The organism is Sphingomonas radicis, assembly GCF_051400635.1.
In the GTDB taxonomy this organism is placed as follows: Bacteria; Pseudomonadota; Alphaproteobacteria; order Sphingomonadales; family Sphingomonadaceae; genus Sphingomonas.
Map to the genome: position 1 here is coordinate 418724 of NZ_JBLFFG010000001.1, position 16666 is coordinate 435389.

15 protein-coding genes are annotated in these 16666 nt (G+C 67.6%); all 15 read right to left on the bottom strand.

What is annotated here, in order from left to right; all coding sequences use genetic code 11:
- Positions 1 to 12 precede the first annotated feature (12 nt).
- On the bottom strand, positions 13 to 1098 hold the full coding sequence (locus ACMGDH_RS01810; RefSeq protein ID WP_436826211.1) for an acyltransferase family protein: 1086 nt from the start codon (positions 1096 to 1098) through the stop codon (positions 13 to 15).
- Positions 1095 to 2237 carry an endo-1,4-beta-xylanase gene (locus ACMGDH_RS01815; protein WP_436826212.1) on the bottom strand — a complete coding sequence of 381 codons (1143 nt, stop codon included), beginning with the start codon at positions 2235 to 2237 and terminating at the stop codon, positions 1095 to 1097. Before ACMGDH_RS01815 ends, ACMGDH_RS01810 begins: the two co-directional genes overlap by 4 nt.
- A complete protein-coding gene (locus tag ACMGDH_RS01820; RefSeq protein WP_436826213.1) occupies positions 2234 to 3199 on the bottom strand; it encodes a glycosyltransferase family 2 protein in 966 nt (321 codons plus the stop codon). Before ACMGDH_RS01820 ends, ACMGDH_RS01815 begins: the two co-directional genes overlap by 4 nt.
- A complete protein-coding gene (locus tag ACMGDH_RS01825) occupies positions 3196 to 4143 on the bottom strand; it encodes a glycosyltransferase family 2 protein (RefSeq protein ID WP_436826214.1) in 948 nt (315 codons plus the stop codon). The genes ACMGDH_RS01820 and ACMGDH_RS01825 overlap by 4 nt, the downstream gene beginning before the upstream one ends.
- Positions 4140 to 5066, bottom strand: a complete 927-nt coding sequence (locus ACMGDH_RS01830) for a glycosyltransferase family 2 protein (RefSeq protein WP_436826215.1) — start codon at positions 5064 to 5066, stop codon at positions 4140 to 4142. The genes ACMGDH_RS01825 and ACMGDH_RS01830 overlap by 4 nt, the downstream gene beginning before the upstream one ends.
- On the bottom strand, positions 5063 to 6496 hold the full coding sequence (locus ACMGDH_RS01835) for an O-antigen ligase family protein (protein WP_436826216.1): 1434 nt from the start codon (positions 6494 to 6496) through the stop codon (positions 5063 to 5065). The genes ACMGDH_RS01830 and ACMGDH_RS01835 overlap by 4 nt, the downstream gene beginning before the upstream one ends.
- Positions 6493 to 7770, bottom strand: a complete 1278-nt coding sequence (locus tag ACMGDH_RS01840) for a polysaccharide biosynthesis protein (RefSeq protein WP_436826217.1) — start codon at positions 7768 to 7770, stop codon at positions 6493 to 6495. Before ACMGDH_RS01840 ends, ACMGDH_RS01835 begins: the two co-directional genes overlap by 4 nt.
- Positions 7763 to 8578, bottom strand: coding sequence for a WecB/TagA/CpsF family glycosyltransferase (locus tag ACMGDH_RS01845; protein WP_436826218.1), 816 nt, complete (start codon positions 8576 to 8578; stop codon positions 7763 to 7765). Before ACMGDH_RS01845 ends, ACMGDH_RS01840 begins: the two co-directional genes overlap by 8 nt.
- Positions 8579 to 8613: 35 nt before the next feature.
- On the bottom strand, positions 8614 to 9375 hold the full coding sequence (locus tag ACMGDH_RS01850) for a P-loop NTPase family protein (RefSeq protein WP_436826219.1): 762 nt from the start codon (positions 9373 to 9375) through the stop codon (positions 8614 to 8616).
- Positions 9372 to 10733 (bottom strand): GNVR domain-containing protein, encoded by a 1362-nt coding sequence (locus ACMGDH_RS01855; RefSeq protein ID WP_436826220.1) that lies wholly within the window; start codon positions 10731 to 10733, stop codon positions 9372 to 9374. Before ACMGDH_RS01855 ends, ACMGDH_RS01850 begins: the two co-directional genes overlap by 4 nt.
- Positions 10730 to 12079: an ATP-binding protein gene (locus tag ACMGDH_RS01860; protein WP_436826221.1), complete on the bottom strand. Its 1350-nt coding sequence runs from the start codon at positions 12077 to 12079 to the stop codon at positions 10730 to 10732. The genes ACMGDH_RS01855 and ACMGDH_RS01860 overlap by 4 nt, the downstream gene beginning before the upstream one ends.
- Before the next feature lie 55 nt (positions 12080 to 12134).
- Positions 12135 to 13001: a polysaccharide biosynthesis/export family protein gene (locus tag ACMGDH_RS01865; protein WP_436826222.1), complete on the bottom strand. Its 867-nt coding sequence runs from the start codon at positions 12999 to 13001 to the stop codon at positions 12135 to 12137.
- A 4-nt stretch (positions 13002 to 13005) separates the two neighbouring features.
- Complete coding sequence (locus ACMGDH_RS01870; RefSeq protein WP_436826223.1) at positions 13006 to 14199, bottom strand: hypothetical protein; 1194 nt, start codon at positions 14197 to 14199, stop codon at positions 13006 to 13008.
- Positions 14200 to 14734: 535 nt separating this feature from the next.
- On the bottom strand, positions 14735 to 16126 hold the full coding sequence (locus ACMGDH_RS01875; protein WP_436826224.1) for an exopolysaccharide biosynthesis polyprenyl glycosylphosphotransferase: 1392 nt from the start codon (positions 16124 to 16126) through the stop codon (positions 14735 to 14737).
- Between the two features lie 267 nt (positions 16127 to 16393).
- Positions 16394 to 16567, bottom strand: a complete 174-nt coding sequence (locus ACMGDH_RS01880; protein WP_436826225.1) for a hypothetical protein — start codon at positions 16565 to 16567, stop codon at positions 16394 to 16396.
- Positions 16568 to 16666 lie beyond the last annotated feature (99 nt).

The window sequence follows — 16666 nt, forward strand, 5'->3', positions numbered from 1 at the left end:
TCGGCGCACCTCCTATTCCGCCGCCTGCCGCAGCGGCATCGGCGAGGGCACCACGCGCCGCTCGAGCCGCTTGATCAGCCGGTGGCCGGGCACTTCGACCAGCAGATAGCTCGCCCAGCAGATCAGCCAGGTCGCGACCAGTGTCGCGAGCACGAACGCCCAGTCGAACCCGGTGACGCCATAGCGATGCGCGATTCCCATGCCGCGCGCGAACACGTCGCGCACCAGCGGGTGCCACAGGTAGATCGAATAGCTGATCAGCCCCAGGTGGAAGACCACCGGATTGGCGAGCAGCGCACGCGCGCCGCGGCCGTTATAGTAGCAGGCGATCACCAGCGGCGGGAAGCAGAGCGCGACGATCACATCGCCTCGCGGCACCAGGAAGGCGACAAAGAGCAGCGCGCAGGCGGCGATGAAGCCGTGCTCGCCGCCCAGCAACTGCTCGCACTTCGGATGCTTGGCGATACGATAGGCAATCACGCCGAGAGAGAATCCGGCAAGGCAGCGCAGCACCGGCAGGATCGAATTCGCATCGTTGACGTCGAGCGGGCCGCGCGAGCCGTTGCCCAGCGCCGCGGTGAGGAACAGCAGCGCCGCCGCGACCACCACCTGAAGCCAGGCGAGGCGCGAGAAGGCCATGATCGCCACCAGCGGATAGGCGATATAGGCGACGAGCTCGGTGCTCACCGACCAGCTGTTCCCGGCGAGCGCCTGCGTCCCCCAGCCCCAGCTCTGGATCATCAGCAGATTGGTGACGATGTTCGCGGGCGTTAGCGCGACGCTCTGCTCGCCCGAGACGTTGAGCAGGATTCGCGTGAGGAAGACCAGCGCCACCACGAAATGCAGCGGCCAGACGCGCGCCATGCGGTTGAGCAGGAAATCGCCGTAGCTCGCCGCGCTCAGATGCTTCACCACTCGCTCGTGATAGCCGATCGAGATCACGAAGCCGCTCAGCACGAAGAACAAATCGACGCACAGATAGGCGCGCGAGAACAGCCCGAGCGCATAGGCTTCGAACGCCGGCGAATGCGGGATGTGATAGAGCATCACCGCGACGGCCGCGACGCCGCGCAGGCCGGTGAGCGACGCGACTCTCATGCGCCCGTTCCTTCCGATCGGGCAGGCGCAGTGTCGAAGGCGGCGGCGATTGCCGCCCACAGCCGCTTGCGCCGGAGCTCGCCGTCGAGCGGCAGCCCGCGCGAGAGCTGGCCGGGCCAGCTATATTCGGGATAGGTGGAGAGCCAAGAATAGCGGTCCGAAAGGCCCCAGGTCAGCACCGAATCCATCACCGGATTGGCGAGCGAGACGTCGAGGAACGCGCGGCCCACTGCCGCCACCTGCGCGTCGCGCTTCGCTATGTCGGGCGAGCCGCCGCGATCGGCAATGTCGAATTCGGTGATCGCGATGCGCAACCCCATGCCGCGCACTTCATCGAGAAAGCTCGCGAAGACGCGCTCGTCGAACGGCTCGCGGAAGGGCTTGAGATGCCCCTGGACGCCGAGTGCGTCGATCGGCACGCCGCGCTTGAGCGCGCGTTCGAGCAGCCCGAGGATCGCCTTGCGCCGCGCCTCGCAGCGCGGTGAGGCATGTTCGAGCCCGAAATCGGTGAGGAACAGCTTGGCCTTCGGATCTGCCTCGCGCGCGATCCCGAACGCCACGTCGATGTAGCGTTCGCCGAACGCCTGGCTCCAGATGTTCTTGGCGCGCATGCCGTCGGCACGGCCCTCGCGCGGCTCGACGGGTTCGTTGACCACGTCCCACTCGCTGATCTTGCCCGCGTAGCGGCGCATCGCGGTCTGGATATAGCCGCCGATCAGCTCTTCCTTCTGGCGGGCATCGGCCTTGGGCAGCGCCGCTTCGATCCACGGAGGATTCTTGGTGTACCAGACGAGCGTGTGGCCGCGCGCGCCCATGCCGTGCTGTTGCGCAAAGGCGACCAGCTTGTCGTTGCCGCTGAAGTCGTACTTGCCCGGCTTGGGCTGAGTCACGTGGCGCTTAAGCTCATACTCCTGCACCACCATGCCCGCCTCGCGCACCACTGCCTGGGTGAATGCCGGGTCCTTGGCGAGCTGGCCGGACTTGATCGCGCAGCCGAACCGCCGGCCGGTGCGGCGCGCGCGTGCATCGAGCCCGGGCCCCTCAAAGCTTGGCGTGGGCGGCACATAGGGCTCGGCGCTCGATTTGAGCGGCACGCTCGCCGCAGCGGCAACGCCCGCGATGAACATGCGCCGCCTCATATCCTCACTCCGCGGAAGAGCGCAGTGAGCGCGACCCAACGGTCCGCGGCGCGACGATAGGTCGCGTCGGGCACGATGATCTGGAGCAGCACCACCAGCGCGAGGCCGGGCCGGAAGGCGCCGTGACGGAGCGCGTCGAAGTAATAGCGCAGCGCAGTGCGCCGGCTGGTCGGCCACACGCTCTTGGCCGCATGCCAGCCCATATAGGCCGAATAGGCGCGCGCGGAGATGTGCGGCTTGAGATCGCTCAGCCAGGCCAGATTGCCGATATTGGAGCGGACCTGCGACAGCCGGTTCTCGGTCCGTCGATCGGCCCAGAGCACCGTCGCGCCCGGCGCCATCAGGAAGCGCGCGCCGGCCAGCGAGAGACGCACCGCGAAGTCGGTGTCGTCGCCGAACCCCACATCCTCGCGGTAGCGCACCGATGCCGCGAGCGTGCGGCGCAGCGCCATGCTGCTGGTCTGGATGAAGCCGCGCTCGCACATGAGGTAGCGATCGACGCTCTCGCCGATCTGGATCTCGCGAAAGGGCTTCAGGAAGCGCCTCCCCGCGCCGCGATCCACGATCACCCGGCTATAGGCGACCACATCGTCGCCCTGCGCGAGCAGCGGCAGCAGATCGGCTAGATGATCGGGCAGGAAGCGATCGTCCGAATCGAGGAAAGCGACGTAGCGGCCGCGCGCATAGGCGATGCCGCGGTTGCGCGCCGCCGCCGCCCCGGCGTTCTCCTGGACGATCACATGGATGCGCTCGTCGCCGATCGCCGCGATCCCACTCGGGGTGCCGTCGGTCGAGCCGTCGTCGACCACGATGACTTCGATATCGGCGACGGTCTGCTCCAGCACCGAATGCACCGCCTCCACCACCGTGTCGCGGCGGTTGTAGGTTGGGATCACCACCGTGAAGAGCGGCCCTTCGGCCGCCGGGACGGGTAGCGGTTCGGCCGGGAGCTCGCGCGTCATCTGTTTCCCCCTTCGGAAACTGGCTCCTTGCCGAAACGGTGGACGAACTGGTTGACGATCGATCGGTAGAGCGACTTGGGCAGGTATGACCGGAGCAGCTGGCGCGCGAGGATGCGCGGCGGTACGCGACCGAAGAGCAGCCCGCGCAGCAATTCGCGGAACGTCGCGATCGGGCGGATCGGTGCCATGTGATAGGCGAGCACGGTGGCGCGATATCCATGGCGCGCCCGATTGGTGAGCAGATGCCCGCACCGATCGAGCCAGTCGAGCGAAGTTTCATAGCCGCGCACATAGGAAGTCCGCCCGGCTTCGCTGGCGTCGAGCCAGATGGTGAGCGGCTGCTCGATCATCCGGAAGCGCCCGCCGGCGACCTGGAGCCGCACCGCAAAGTCGAGGTCCTGCCCCTTCTTGAGCGCGGGGTCGAAGCGCACGCGCTTCGCGAGCGCGGCCGACACCACCAGTGTCGAGGTCTGCATGAACTGGTTGGCGCAGAACAGATATTCGCCGACGTCCTCGTCCTCGCGAATGCCGCGTTCCGGGCGCACCCAGTAACGGTCCACGCCTCGGTCGACCTTCATCTGCGAATAAAGAACGATATCTTCGCCCTCCACGGGCAGCGCCGCAGCCATGATCGAGAGCTTGCCGGGCAGGAACTGGTCGTCCGAATCGAGGAAGGCGACATAACGGCCGCGCGCCTCCTCGATGCCGCGGTTGCGCGCCGCGCCGCCGCCTGCGTTCGCCTGGCGGATGTAGCGGATGCGCGGGTCGCCGAAGGCGGCGACCACCGGCTCAGGATCGTCCTTCGAGCCGTCGTCGACCACGATGATCTCGAAATCCTGATAGTCCTGGTCGAGCACCGAACGGATCGTCTGGCCGACGATATCCGCGCGGTTGTAGAGCGGGATCACCACCGAGAAGGTGGGCTGTGCGCCAGGTTCCATCATGCGCCGTGCACCTTGCGATATTCCTCGTAGCGGCGGCCGGTGAGCGCGGCGACCTTGCCCGCAGCGCGATAGAGCCTGCCGAGCCGCAGGACCCGCTTGCCCGGATCGAGGGTGAGTGCCCCCAGCGATCCCGCGACGAAGCCGCCCAGGATGCGATGCGCCTCGGCGGTTGCCGCCTTGAGCGGGCTGCTGTGCGTCATCAGCGTGATCATGTCGGTCATGCCGACGCGGTAGCCGCGCATAAGCAGCCACTTGGCGGTGATGCGGCTCGCGGGGATCAGCTCAGTAACCCGCGCATCCTCGGCCCAGGCGAAGCGCCGGCCGGCGCGCTGCATCCGGGTGAAGAGCTGCTTGTCCGATCCGCCAGTGAGCGCCAGCGCTTCGTCGAACGGCGTATCGCCCATGGCACGCAGCGCTTCGGCATCGATCAGCACGTTCGCCGTGCTCTCGACCAGCGACACGACTCCCGATTGCCCGCGCAGCTTCGGCCGAAGGATGGGATGTTCCGTCATCCAGGCCGGCACATCGCCCTCGAGCTCGCGCAGCACCGCACCGCCGACCACGTCGGCACGCGTCGCCGCCTGGCAGGCCAGCATCGCGCGCAGCCAGCCAGGCTCGGCCGCCTCGTCGTCGTCGAGCATCGCTACGAAGCGGATGTGCGGCAGCGCCAGCGCGGTGCGGACCAGCGCGTTGCGGACCTGCGGAATGCCGCGCTCCGCCACCGTCATCACGATCAGCGGCCAGCGATAGCCCTCTGCCTTCAGGGCCTCGGCCATCGCAATGCCTTCGCGCCCCTCGGCATCGTTGTCGGCCACGACCACGACCACGTCGCGCTCGGTCTCCAGCGCGGCGAGCGATTCGAGCGTTCGCCGCAGCCCTTGCGGCCGTCGGCAGGTGGCGATGCAGATTGCGACTTCGGTCATGTTGCGATTTCCCCCGAGGATGTCACGCGGCGCGACCAGCCTGCGCCGCGCCGCATCGACGCGTCGGCGCCGCGGCGGTGCCAGCCGGGGCGGTCAGCGGTCTTGTACGAGGCATGCGCGATGGCCATCGCCGCGAGAAAGATCACCCAGACCTGCCGGTCCTTGTCGAAGAACGAAGTCTCGAGCAGGTTCTGGTAGATTACGAAACTCCAGATCGCGAAGGCAGTCGCGAGCAGCGTCGCGTTCTGCTTGGTAGCGCCGGTGAGGAACCACCAGGCGGGCAGGACGACAAAGGAGAGCAGCAGCATCGCCAGACCGATCGGCCCGGTCGTGACGAGGATCTCCAGATAGCCGTTGTGCGAATGCGCCGTGAGCGTCTGGAACTGCTGGTTGAGATAAAGAAAGGCAGGGGAGTTCGCGCCCACCTGCCAGAAGCCGCCGAATCCTGCGCCCAGATAGGGGTGATCCGCCAGATAGTCGATCGCGACCTGCCAGATCGAGACGCGGCCGGTGAACGCGGTGGGATCGGCGAACAGCCGTTCGACCACCGGCTGAAACGCGATGTAGAGCGCCAGGAACAGCAGCATGCCCACGCCGACGAGCAGCAGCAGGATCGCACGGCGCGCCACCGTCTGGCTGAGGTAGCGGTAGACCGAGCTCACCGCGAGGATGCCGAAGCACAGGGCGAGCGAGGTCTTGCTCTTGGTCCCCACCACGAAGACGAACGCCATCACGGAGAAGAGCGCGAAATACCATTTGCGCGTGGTGAAGAAGACGTGCGCGGTCACCACGAAGGTGAGCGCCATCACCGCACCGGCGATGTTCTTGTGGAAGAAGAAGCCGCGCCAGGCGCCGACCAGCGCCTTGTCGTTTTCGGTGGGCGGGTGCACCGCGTGGGGCGTGATCGGCAGCGATATCCAGCAGATCAGCAGCGACACCACCAGCGCCGCGACGAGCGTGCGGTAGATCCGCTCGGGGCCGATCAGCGCGAGCGACAGGAAGGTGATGTAGATCACGATCACCTGCTGCATCGCTCGCTTGAACGAAACAAACGGGTCGACGCCCCAGCTGCAGGTGATCAGGAACCAGCCGAGCATCAGCAGCAGCGGCCAGTAGGTGAACCGATATTGCAGCTCGTAGCGGCGGCTCAGCTCGAGGAGCGTCAGCACCAGTGCGAAGCCGATGAAGAAGGCCTGCTTGAACGGATCCGATCCGTCATTGTTCGCCGCCATCGCGACCAGCTGCTCCTGGTTGCGCGGCGAAAAAGGCTCCTGCCCGATGAAGATCATCATCAGGAAGACGAAATAGACGAACTGCGCCAAGGGCATCAGCGCCTCGGCGCGCGCGCCCTGACGGGCCTTGCGCGGCAGAGGCGGGCCCTGCCGGCGCTCGGGCGCCTGCCCGCGGCCCCAGGGAAGCGCGAGGCTCATTGCGCGTCCCTCTGCTGGGCCGTCCAGCGGCGATCGAGCCGGTAGATGCCGAGCATCATCACCAGCTGCGCGAACGCCACGCCGGCGATGGTGTAGACCGCCGGCGCCGTCAGCGTGAGCGCGAGCACGGCGGCAAGGCCCACGAAGCAGCTCCGCACGCTGGTCGCCGCGAGCGGGCGGAAGGCGCCGCGCGCCTGCGTCAGCACGCTGATCGGCGCCTGGAGGCACTGGACGAGCGAGAGCAGCGCGCAGAGCCCGACGGCGATCATCACCGTCTGAAGCGAGAGCGTCGGCTTGATCAGAATCTGCGGAAAGCCCCACAGGATCGCCGCCGCCAGCACCGCAGTCGCGGCCCAGATCACTACCAGCGCGGCCAGGAAGGCACGCGCCGATCCCCGCGCCGAACGCTCGTTCCCCTGCCCCACCGCGCGCGCCATGCGGGGGCGCTCGAGCTGGGTCAGCGCCGTGATGCAGACGTTGACCGGACGGAAGAAGAGCATCCCCACTGCGATCGGCGCGAAGGCAGCCGGGCCGGCGAGCGCCGTCACGATATAGCTGTGCGCGTTGCTCGTCGCTTCGGTGGTGACTACGCCGATCAGCGTCCACGCCGACTGGCGCTTCCACACCGGACGATAGGCGCCGAAGGCCCGGCCGAGCCGCGCCGGACGGTGGCGCGCCACGAAGCCGGTGCCGAAGGGTGCGAGCGCGATCAGCCCCGCCGCGGCCAGCACCGCGCCGAACAGCTCGATGCGCGGACCGATCGCCATCACGATCCCCACGCCCGCTACGACCAGCCCGGCATAGACCATATCGGAAAGCGCCGCGCCGCCGGGGCGATGATGCGCATAGGAATTCGCGCGCCCGAACCAGCGGAGCAGTGACGCGACTCCCGCCGCGCCGAACGCCGCCGCCGCCAAGGGCCCGGCCATCGCCCAGGCTATCCCGGCACAGACCAAGCCTTGCGCGGTCGCCAGCAGCAGGTTGAGCGGGAAGAAGAAGTCGAGGCCCTCGTCCTCGCCGTCGCGGCGCTGGTTGACGGCGATCGTGTAGGGCGTCGAGACGAGCGCGTTCGACAGCCCGTATCCGAACTGGATGATCACCAGTAGAAAGGCGAGCGTGCCGATCTCGGCCGCTTCGAGCTGCCGCACCGAGACGAGCTGGATGAGCAGATGGCTTACCGAGACCGCGGCCGAGGACATGCTCGCAAGCCCGAAGCGCGCCAGCGTGGCGCGCAACGGCTTCTTCTCCGCGGTCATGGCAGGGGCTTCAGCCATTCCGGTGCTTCCAGATCAGCCAGAGCGCGTGCGGATTGGTGGTGATGTAGCGCCAGGCCAGATGCCGCGGATTGGTCGCCATCCGGTGGAGCCATTCGAGCCCGGCGCGCTGCATCCACATCGGCGCGCGCGGATAATCGCCGGTGATATAATTGAACAGCCCGCCGCAAGTGACGATCCAGCCTGCCTTGATCCGGTCGCGGTTGCGCACAGCAAAGGCCTGCTCGCGCGGCTTGCCAGTGCCCACCCAGAGCACATCGGGCGCGGTTGCATTGATCTCCTCGATCACCGCAGCCTCGTCCTCGGGCTTCCAGAAGCCGTTGCGACGCCCGGCGAGCTCGAGCCCCGGCGTCGATCCGGTGATGCGTGCGGCGCAATCGGCGTTCACCTGCTCGGTCGCACCGAGCAGGTAGTAGCGGACCTTGCGCTCCGCCGCGCCCGGCAGGCTGTCGATGAACATGTCGGTGGTGCTCGACCGGTCGGCGATCGGCGCAGGCGCGAAGCGGCGCGATGCCGTGACGATCACCTGCCCGTCGGCATGGACGAGGTCCGCCTTGGCCAGATCCGCGGCATAGCCGGGATCGGTCGCGTTGAGCGACAGCGCATGGCCGTTGCAATCGAACACCAGCAGCGGCGCCAGCCCGGCGGCGCGGCGGCGCGGCGCCTCCGCCAGCATCTTGTCGATCAGCGCGGCGAGCGACAGCGTGGAGACCGGCACGCCGCCGATGCGCACGCTCTCGGGCTGCACGCCCTCGCCAGTATCACGGCCGCCCACCGGCAGCTCGATCGTGGTCGCACTTCCGTGCATCTTGATCCCCTTTTTCTCGGTCCTTGCGGGCCGGATCAGCTCATCACCGATCCGGCGATCGGCACGTGGTGACGGTCGAGGTCGTCGATCACGCGGCGAATCTCGGCGACGGGCGTGACGCCGCGCTGCGCGACGAGCACCACGGCGTCGAACTTCTCGAGGATGTTGCCGAACGCCGTCGTCCCGCGTGGGCGCTCGGCGAGATAGGCGAGCAGATTGGCCGGCGGCATGTTCCAGCGGTCCGCCGCCTCGACGAGCGATCCCTTCTCGACCAGGCTCGCCGATCCGTTCGAGGCCTGGCCCGCCGGCATCAGCCACAGCCGCTCGACTGCAGTGGGCACGATCGGCAGGCGCAGCGCCATGCCCGAAAGCTGCTCGGCCAGGCCGATGCTGTTGGGCACCCGCAGGAGCCGATCGAGCGTCGGCTGGCGGATGTCGGCATCGATCACGATCGCCGGGCCATCCATCTGCGCGAGCACGGTCGCGAGATTGGCCGCGAGGATCGAAGCTTCGTCCCCCGCGTGGAGCGAGAGCAGCGCGAGCCGCAGCCTGCCGTCGATGGCTCCCGCCTCGCGCGCGGTCGCGAGCAGCTTGGCGCGCACCTTTCGAACCTTGGCGACATAGGCGTCACCGGCATCGAACGCAGCCGTGACCAGCGGGTCAACGCGCGTGTCGCCCGGCTGGAGCAGCGGCAGATTGGCCGGCGCAGCGGCGGTATCACCGTCGAGCGCGCCATTGTGCAGCGCCGAGGGCTCGGTGAGCAGCGGGTTGACCCCCGCAGTCGAACGCAACCTCATGCAGCCTCCTGTCGTGGCATGAACCAGCCGCCGGACGGCCGGGTATCGGGGGAAAGATCGGCGATCACCTCGAGCTCGGTCGCGGCGGCGAGCCCGGTCGCGGTCCGCACGCGCGGCCGCAGGATCTCGCTCAGCACCACCGTGGCGACGCCTGCCAGCAACCCCAGGGCGATGCCCGCGACGAGCCACAGCGGCAGGTTCGGCTGCGCCGGGAACAGCGGAACCGTCGCCTGATCGAGCAGGCTCGCGTTGGGCTGCGAGATCTGGCTGCGCAGCGCCGCTTCGTTGAAGCGCTGGCGCACCGTGTCATAGGTCTGGCGCGCCGCCTCCACGTCGCGCTGCATCACCATCAGCTGATCCTGCACGCCCGACATGCGGATCATCCGATCCTCCTGAGCCGCCATCTCGGCGCGCAGCTGCCCCTCGCGGCGACCCGCGGCGGTGCTGTTCGCCGTCATCGACGAAGCCTGGTTGGCGCGCGCGGCGCCCAGGCCGCTCCGCAGCTCGGCAAGCTCGGCCTTGGCTGCAACCATCTGGGGATGGTTCGGCCCCAGCGTCTTGGCGAGCTGGGCGACCTTGGCTGCCTGGGTGGCAGCCGCTTCCTCGATATTCTGGACGACGAGCGAACTCGCGACTTCCGCCACTGCGGACGATCCCGACTTGGAATGCGCCGCAGCAGCATCGGCCTGCGCCTGGACCAGGTGCGCGGAGAGGTTCTTGAGCTTCTCCGCCTCCAGATCCATCCGGTTCATGCCGATGATGTCATGCGCGCGCTGGAAGTCCGAGAGGCGCTTCTGCGCCATCTCGTAGCGCCGCCGCACATCCGCGGTCCGCGCTTCGAACCACGACGCCGAGCCCTGCGCCGCCGAGGCACGCAGCGCCACCTGCTCGCGCATGTAGATCTGTGCGGTCAGGTTCGCGACCTTCGCCGCCACTGCGGGATCGGGATCGAGATACTGGATCTGGAGCAGGTTGCTCTGCCGCCCCGTGGTGACGTTGAGCCCGCCGCGGACGCGCGCCGCCGCCTGCTGGAGCCGCGCCTCCGCCGGCAGGTCCGCCGGCGTCTGCTCGATGAACCCGGCCTGCTTCGCGACTTCGTTGACCACCTTTGCGCTGCGGATCAGATCGACTTGAGTCGCAATGACCGAATCGGTCTCCACCCGCGCCTGCTGCTGCTGGTCGGTATCGGTCGGATCGGTCTGCGAGAGATCGAGCATCAGCGACGAAGTCGCGAGATACTGGCGCGGCTGCATCAGCGCGATTGCTGCCACCACCACGAACAGCGCTGCCGCGACTGCCGTGACAAGCCGCCAACGGGCCTTCAGCGCCGCGACCAGATCGGCTGCGTTGACGGTCATAATCCACCCACTCCCTGCAAGAGCGCGCGCGCCTCGGCGGCGTCACGCCGGGCAGCCGGCGCCTCCGCCGTGCGGCCCACTGCGCCGTTCGCCATCAGCACCAGGAACTGCGGCGAGAGCGAATCCTCGAACTGGAACTCGCCTGGCACCGGCGTCTCCGCGAGCGCCGGAGCGATCAGTCCAATCGTGCGGTCGACTGCGGGCGCACCGCCCAGCGTATCGCCGAACAGCTCGCCGCCCGCATCTGCGAGCCGCTCGAAAGTCAGCACCGGCGCATGCGCGGCGAGCACGCCCGCAAGCGCGATCATGCCCCGCAGCGATCCTGCCTCGCCCAGCGCACGCTCGAACAGCGCGCGCAGATCCGGCGTGAGCTCGCTCCATTCGGCCAGCGCCGCCGCCAGTGCCTTGTGCGCGTCGGCCAGCGTGATCCGCTCGCGGTCCGCAGCCTCGGCCATCAACGCCGCGTGCATGCCGAACAGCCGCGCGTGATAGGGCGAGCCAATCGCCGCCGAGACGATCGTCTGCACTGCCTCTTCCTCGAAGCTGAGGCCTGCCTTCTTCGCGCACAGCCGCAACAGCCCCGCCAGCTCGTCACGCTCGATCGGCGCGACCGGCTGGGCGAACAGATGCCGCCGCAGCGACGGATGCGCGGCGATCAGCCCGTCGACATTGCCCGCGATTCCCACCAGCACGACTTCGACCGGCGAGTGCATGTCCGAGAGCAGCTTGAGCAGCGCCGCCATGTCGTGCCGCGTTCGATCGCCCGCGACGCGGTCGAACTCGTCGATGATCAGCAGCGTGCGCTGCGCCACGCCCTGGACGAACAGATTCGCGAGCTGCTGCACGGTCATCGGCTGCTCGCCGACTGGCCCGATGTGGCGGTGGAGCGGCAGCTCGGCGAGGAACGGACGGAAAATCCCGTCGATGTCCGCGCCGTCGCTCGCCGAGCCATAGAGCGCGACGCACCCCGCCTCGTCGGCCATGTCGCCGAACACGCGCGCGAGCGACGTCTTGCCCGATCCGCGCGCGCCGAAGATCAGCGCGTGCTTGCGCTGCTTGACCACGGCATCGAGCAGCCGGTTCAGCTCCTTGTTGCGCCCCGCCAGTCCGTGCCGGTCGGTGACCGGCGCCGCGGTGTTGAACGCCGTGAACACCGCCGTCCGGCGAAACGCGATCGCCGGCCCTCCGCCGGGGCCCCGCAGGGACGAAAGCGGGATCGCCGATCGCTCCTCCTCGGGCGGCGGCGCATAGTCGAACTCGAAAGGCTCGGGTATGCGCCGGCCGGCACTCGATCCGCCGCCGAACAACGCTCCCAGCCATCGCTGCAATTTTTCGCTCCAGCTCATGCCGGCATCTCCAGATCCAGATCGCCCCGCTGCCTTCGCGACACCCTCTCCATCGTCAGAAAAGCTTCTCCCGGATGATCAGCACGTCCTCGGGCTGGACCGGATCGTCGAGCGAGATGCCCTCGATCTCTTTGCCGCCGCGGCGAACCTTGATGCGCTTGGTCGAGCCGGCGAGCGTCGGGCCGCCCGCGAGGGCGAGCGCCTGACGGAAGGTCTGGCCGGTGACGAAATTGAACGCGCCGGGCTCCTGGACCTGGCCATAGACATAGACCTTCTCGGCCGGCGGCACGAAGAGGATGTCCCCCGGCTGGAGCGGGCGCCCCGCGCCCGAACCCATGTCGGCGAGCGAGATACGCACCGGCCCGCTGCCGTCCGCCGGGGTCAGGATCACGGCGTTGGCGCCGGTCGCGGTGGAGCCGCCCGCCTTGGCGAGCATCGCCGCCACCGTATAGGGCCGGTCGAGCGGATAATTGCCCGCCTGGGGCACGTTGCCGAGCACGGTCACGAAGCGGCTCACGAACTGCGAGACTTCGACGTTGACCGACGGATTGGTGAGATAGCCGCCCGCGGCGTAGCTGCGCGCGATCGTGTCGGCGAGCTCGGCCGTGGTCTTGCCGCGCGCGTCGACTGCACCGAGCATCGCCAGGCGGACGGTGCCGTCGGCCTTGACGCGCGTCGTCACAGAAAGATCGGGCTGGCCATAGATCGCGACCTTGATCTCATCGTCGGGGCCGAGCCGATAGCCCGCAGGTGCGGCCGCCGGCGCCGCAGCGCCGGCCCCGGTTGCGGCGGGGACGGGAGCGGGGGCTGCGGGCTCGGCAGGCGTGGCCGCGACTTGCGCCTGCGCCATCGCCGCGCTCGGCAGAAATGCCAGCGCCGCGGCGCCGGCAAGAACGGCTGGGGGCAAAGGATTGTACCTCATCGGTTCAGAACCTCATGGTTGCGCCAAGCGCCACGCGCGTGGCGCGGTAGTTGGAAACATCGCTGTTGGTGGAACGATCAATGTGCGACACGGATAGATCGGCAGCGAAACGATCGGTGAATTTACGGCGCGCGATCAAACCGAACTGGTTCGTTCGATCGCGGGTGTAGCTGAAGGGCCGGATCGCCGCGTCCTGCCGGAACTCACGCCGCGAGAAATCGGCGTAGACCCCGACGGTAGTCAGCTCCGAAAGGCTGAAGTCGATCGCCCCGCGATAGGCGGTGCGGATCGCGAAGCCGGTGGCGATCAGGCTGTCGTTGACGATCTCGCGTTCGGTGGACGCTGTCAGCTGAACCCGCGGGATCGCCGTATTGGCGATGCGCAGGCTCCAGCCCGGCCCGTCATAGCTGCCCACCGCGGCCGAGCTGCTGGTGACGTGCATCCAGCGCAGATCAGCCTCGATCGTGGTGAGCGGCGACACCGAACGCTCGAACGACAGGCCATAGGCATCGTAGCGGTTCTCGACCGCAAGCTGCGGCCGATCGCTCTCGAGATGCTCTAGATAGGCAGTTAGCGTGCCCAGGCTCGGCTTGTGATAGCCAAGGCCCGACCGAAAGAGCGTGCTCGTCTGGTCGGCATAGTCATAGGCATCGCTGTTGCGCGTCGTATCGCGCTGGAACGCGACGATAGGATAGAATCCCGGCCGCTCGCAGTCGGCGGCGAGCGCGAGCGTCGAGTAACGCTGGAGGTTCTGGGCGCGGCTGTTGATGTCGCCATAGTCGGCGCGCTGCTCGCGGTAGCTCGCCAGCGGACGCACTGCGCAGACACCGCCGATCAACAGCTTGCCCGAACCCTCGAGGTCGATCCGGGGCTTGCTGTTCGCGTCCTCGGTCACGAACTGCTCATAGCCGAGCAGCGCACGCAGGCTGATCGCGCGCACGCCGATGTCGCGGTCGTAGCGGACCTCCACTTGGGGCATGACGATCAGATCGTCGATCGGGTCCTCGGCGTCGGAATCGACGCGATAGACGTTGTCGTCATAGGTAACCGTCAGCGACGGCTCGATCCGCAGCCCCTGCTCGGCGGGCGGCTTGACCGAAGTCCGCTCCTGAGTCTGTTCCTGATCCTGCGCCTGAGCTGGCACGGATACCACCACGCCCAGCAGCACGCCGCCCGCTGCAGCAAAACAATGCTGCATCGCACAATGGACGCGCCTCCGGGGACGCCCGCAGTCGTTCGCGACTGCGAAAGATTCTTCGCCTGATACTCTGGCGTCTGAGCAAAGCACGCGCTCATGACCTCGTTGCAGTGCAGCAATGAAGTCATGCTATAGCGTTACGGGGTAGATGCCCACCGGGGCAGGCGCCATTGGTCGCGCCCAGGGCACGGTTTGTTGCTTCTGAACGCGGCGGCGCCTCCGATTGGCACCATTCCGTCGCTCCGGGTCAGCCCAGCAGCCAGTATCCCACAGCGCCGAGCGCCGCGAAGAAGCTGGCGATCCCCGCCCAACGCGAACCGGCCTGGATCATGCGCTCGGCCAGGGGCTCACGCAACTCGGCTGCAAGGAGCCAAGACTCCGTTCGCGCGATCTCCGCCGAACGCGCATCCGCGTCCCGTGCAACTGCCAGATTATCCACCACCGCTGGAACCTTTCTAGTCCAGTCGGCAGCCCTGCCCCCAAAGCGTTAACGAAAGGTTAGCGCCGGGACGAAGCGTTGCCCGGCGCGCGCCTCTCAATATGCGTTCCGGTGCACGAGCACCTGCGCGGTCCGCGCCAGGATGCCCATGTCGCGGAGCAGGCTCCAGCCGTGCAGATATTCGAGATCGGCCTCGAGCCGGTTGACGATGTCGCTGCGGTGCTCGGTCGCGCCGCGGAAGCCCCGGATCTGCGCGAGTCCGGTGATCCCGGGCTTGAGCGCGTGGCGGTGCCAATATTGCCGGTCGACGCGCCAGAAGAGCTCGTTTCCCGCCCTGGAGCCCAGCGCGTGCGGGCGCGGGCCGACCAGGCTCATGTCACCCAGCAGCACGTTGATGAGCTGGGGCAGCTCGTCGATGCTCGTCTTGCGGATGAAGCGGCCGACGGTGGTGATCCGGTCGTCGTCGCGGCTCGCCGATCGCGTCCCGGTGGAATCGCTCGTCTCGACGCGCATGCTTCGGAACTTGAGGATGTGGAAGATGCGGTTGCCGCGGCCCATCCGCTCCTGGCGGAAGAAGACCGGACCCGGCGAATCGAGACGGATCAGGATCGCTATCGCGATCATCAGCGGCGTGAGCGCGATCAGCACCGGCACAGTCAGCGCGATGTCGAGCGCGCGCTTCTTGGCGCGATCGGCAAGGTTGAGCGGCCCTTGCGAGACCACCACGGTGGTAACGCCGCTCAGCTGGTGTACCGCGAGCGGCCCCAGCTCGCCCAGCTCGGGGACGACGATCTCGCCCTGGATATTGGCGCCCTTGAGCACCTGCGCCCACTCGCCCTTGCGCTCCGGCGCGCAACAGATGACCACCCGGTCATAGTCGCGCAGCACGGTGCCGAGGCGGTTGAGCATATAGGGATCGTCGAGATCCGAGCGCAGCGCCGCAGCCCCCGCGTCGATGATGTCGCTGCCCAGGCAGTGATCAGGCACGTTGCCGCCATCGACGATCACCAGCTCGGAGTGGAGCCTGCCGCCGAAGGCACGCTGAACGATGTGGCAGATCAGCAGTCGCTGGGCGATCACCAGGCCGACCGCGGAGACGATGCCCAGTGACAGCGCGAAACGTGGCAGTCGTCCGGTGACCTTGAGCGTGAAGACGACGAGCAGGAACAGCAGCATCGTTCCCGCAAGCGAGAGCAGCGCCTGGCGTACGCTCGTCGTCGCGCTGGTCAGGCATTTGGTGCTGTACGCCTGGTTCTGGAAGGAGATGCCGGCGTGGACGAGGAGCGCGCCGAGGATCGAAGTCAGCAGGCCATCGGATATGTTCCCCGGCTGCTCGACCTGCAGCCCCACGGCGAAGCCGGCGAGCAGCGCAAGCGCGTCCGCTCCGATCAGCGAGAGACAAAGCCAGACCTTGGCATTGCGCTTGGCAGCTGCCGCGAATGGCGTCCGACTCGGATACCCTCGGATCGCCAGGTCAATCTTTGACATGGGACACCGCACTCCCTGACGCAAAAACACGCCCGACATTCGGGCAGCACTTCCCCTGCGCAACAGACAAGGGACTTGCTGCGATGCAGCAGGACACAGCGGGCAGAGGAAGGCAAGCCGCGAACGCGTCAAATTGGGACGATTTGGGATGATCCGTGCTTCGGGAGAGATTCGCCGAGACGAACCGCAAAACGGCTCCGGCGCGGATCGCGCTGCCGCTTTTCGAGGCGTTTCCCCGCCTGCGCGGCGGAAGCTATTTGAAATCAGCTAGTTGGCGATGAGCCAGCCGATTCCACCGAGCGCGAGGAAAAATACCAGCGGACCTGCGAATCGCGAAAGCGTCTCGATTGCCCGTTCGGCGGTACTGACGGGGAAGGGAGGAAGCCCAGTCGATCCTTCGGGGCGCTCGACCACGATCGCGTCGTGGGGCGCAACGGTCATCGGTGCATCCGGGCTCAGCGGCCCAGTCGATCCTTCGGGCATCCGTCCTCTCGCGGCAGTCCCGTGCAGGGCGCTGCCTTCTCTGCTTCGCTTGTACAC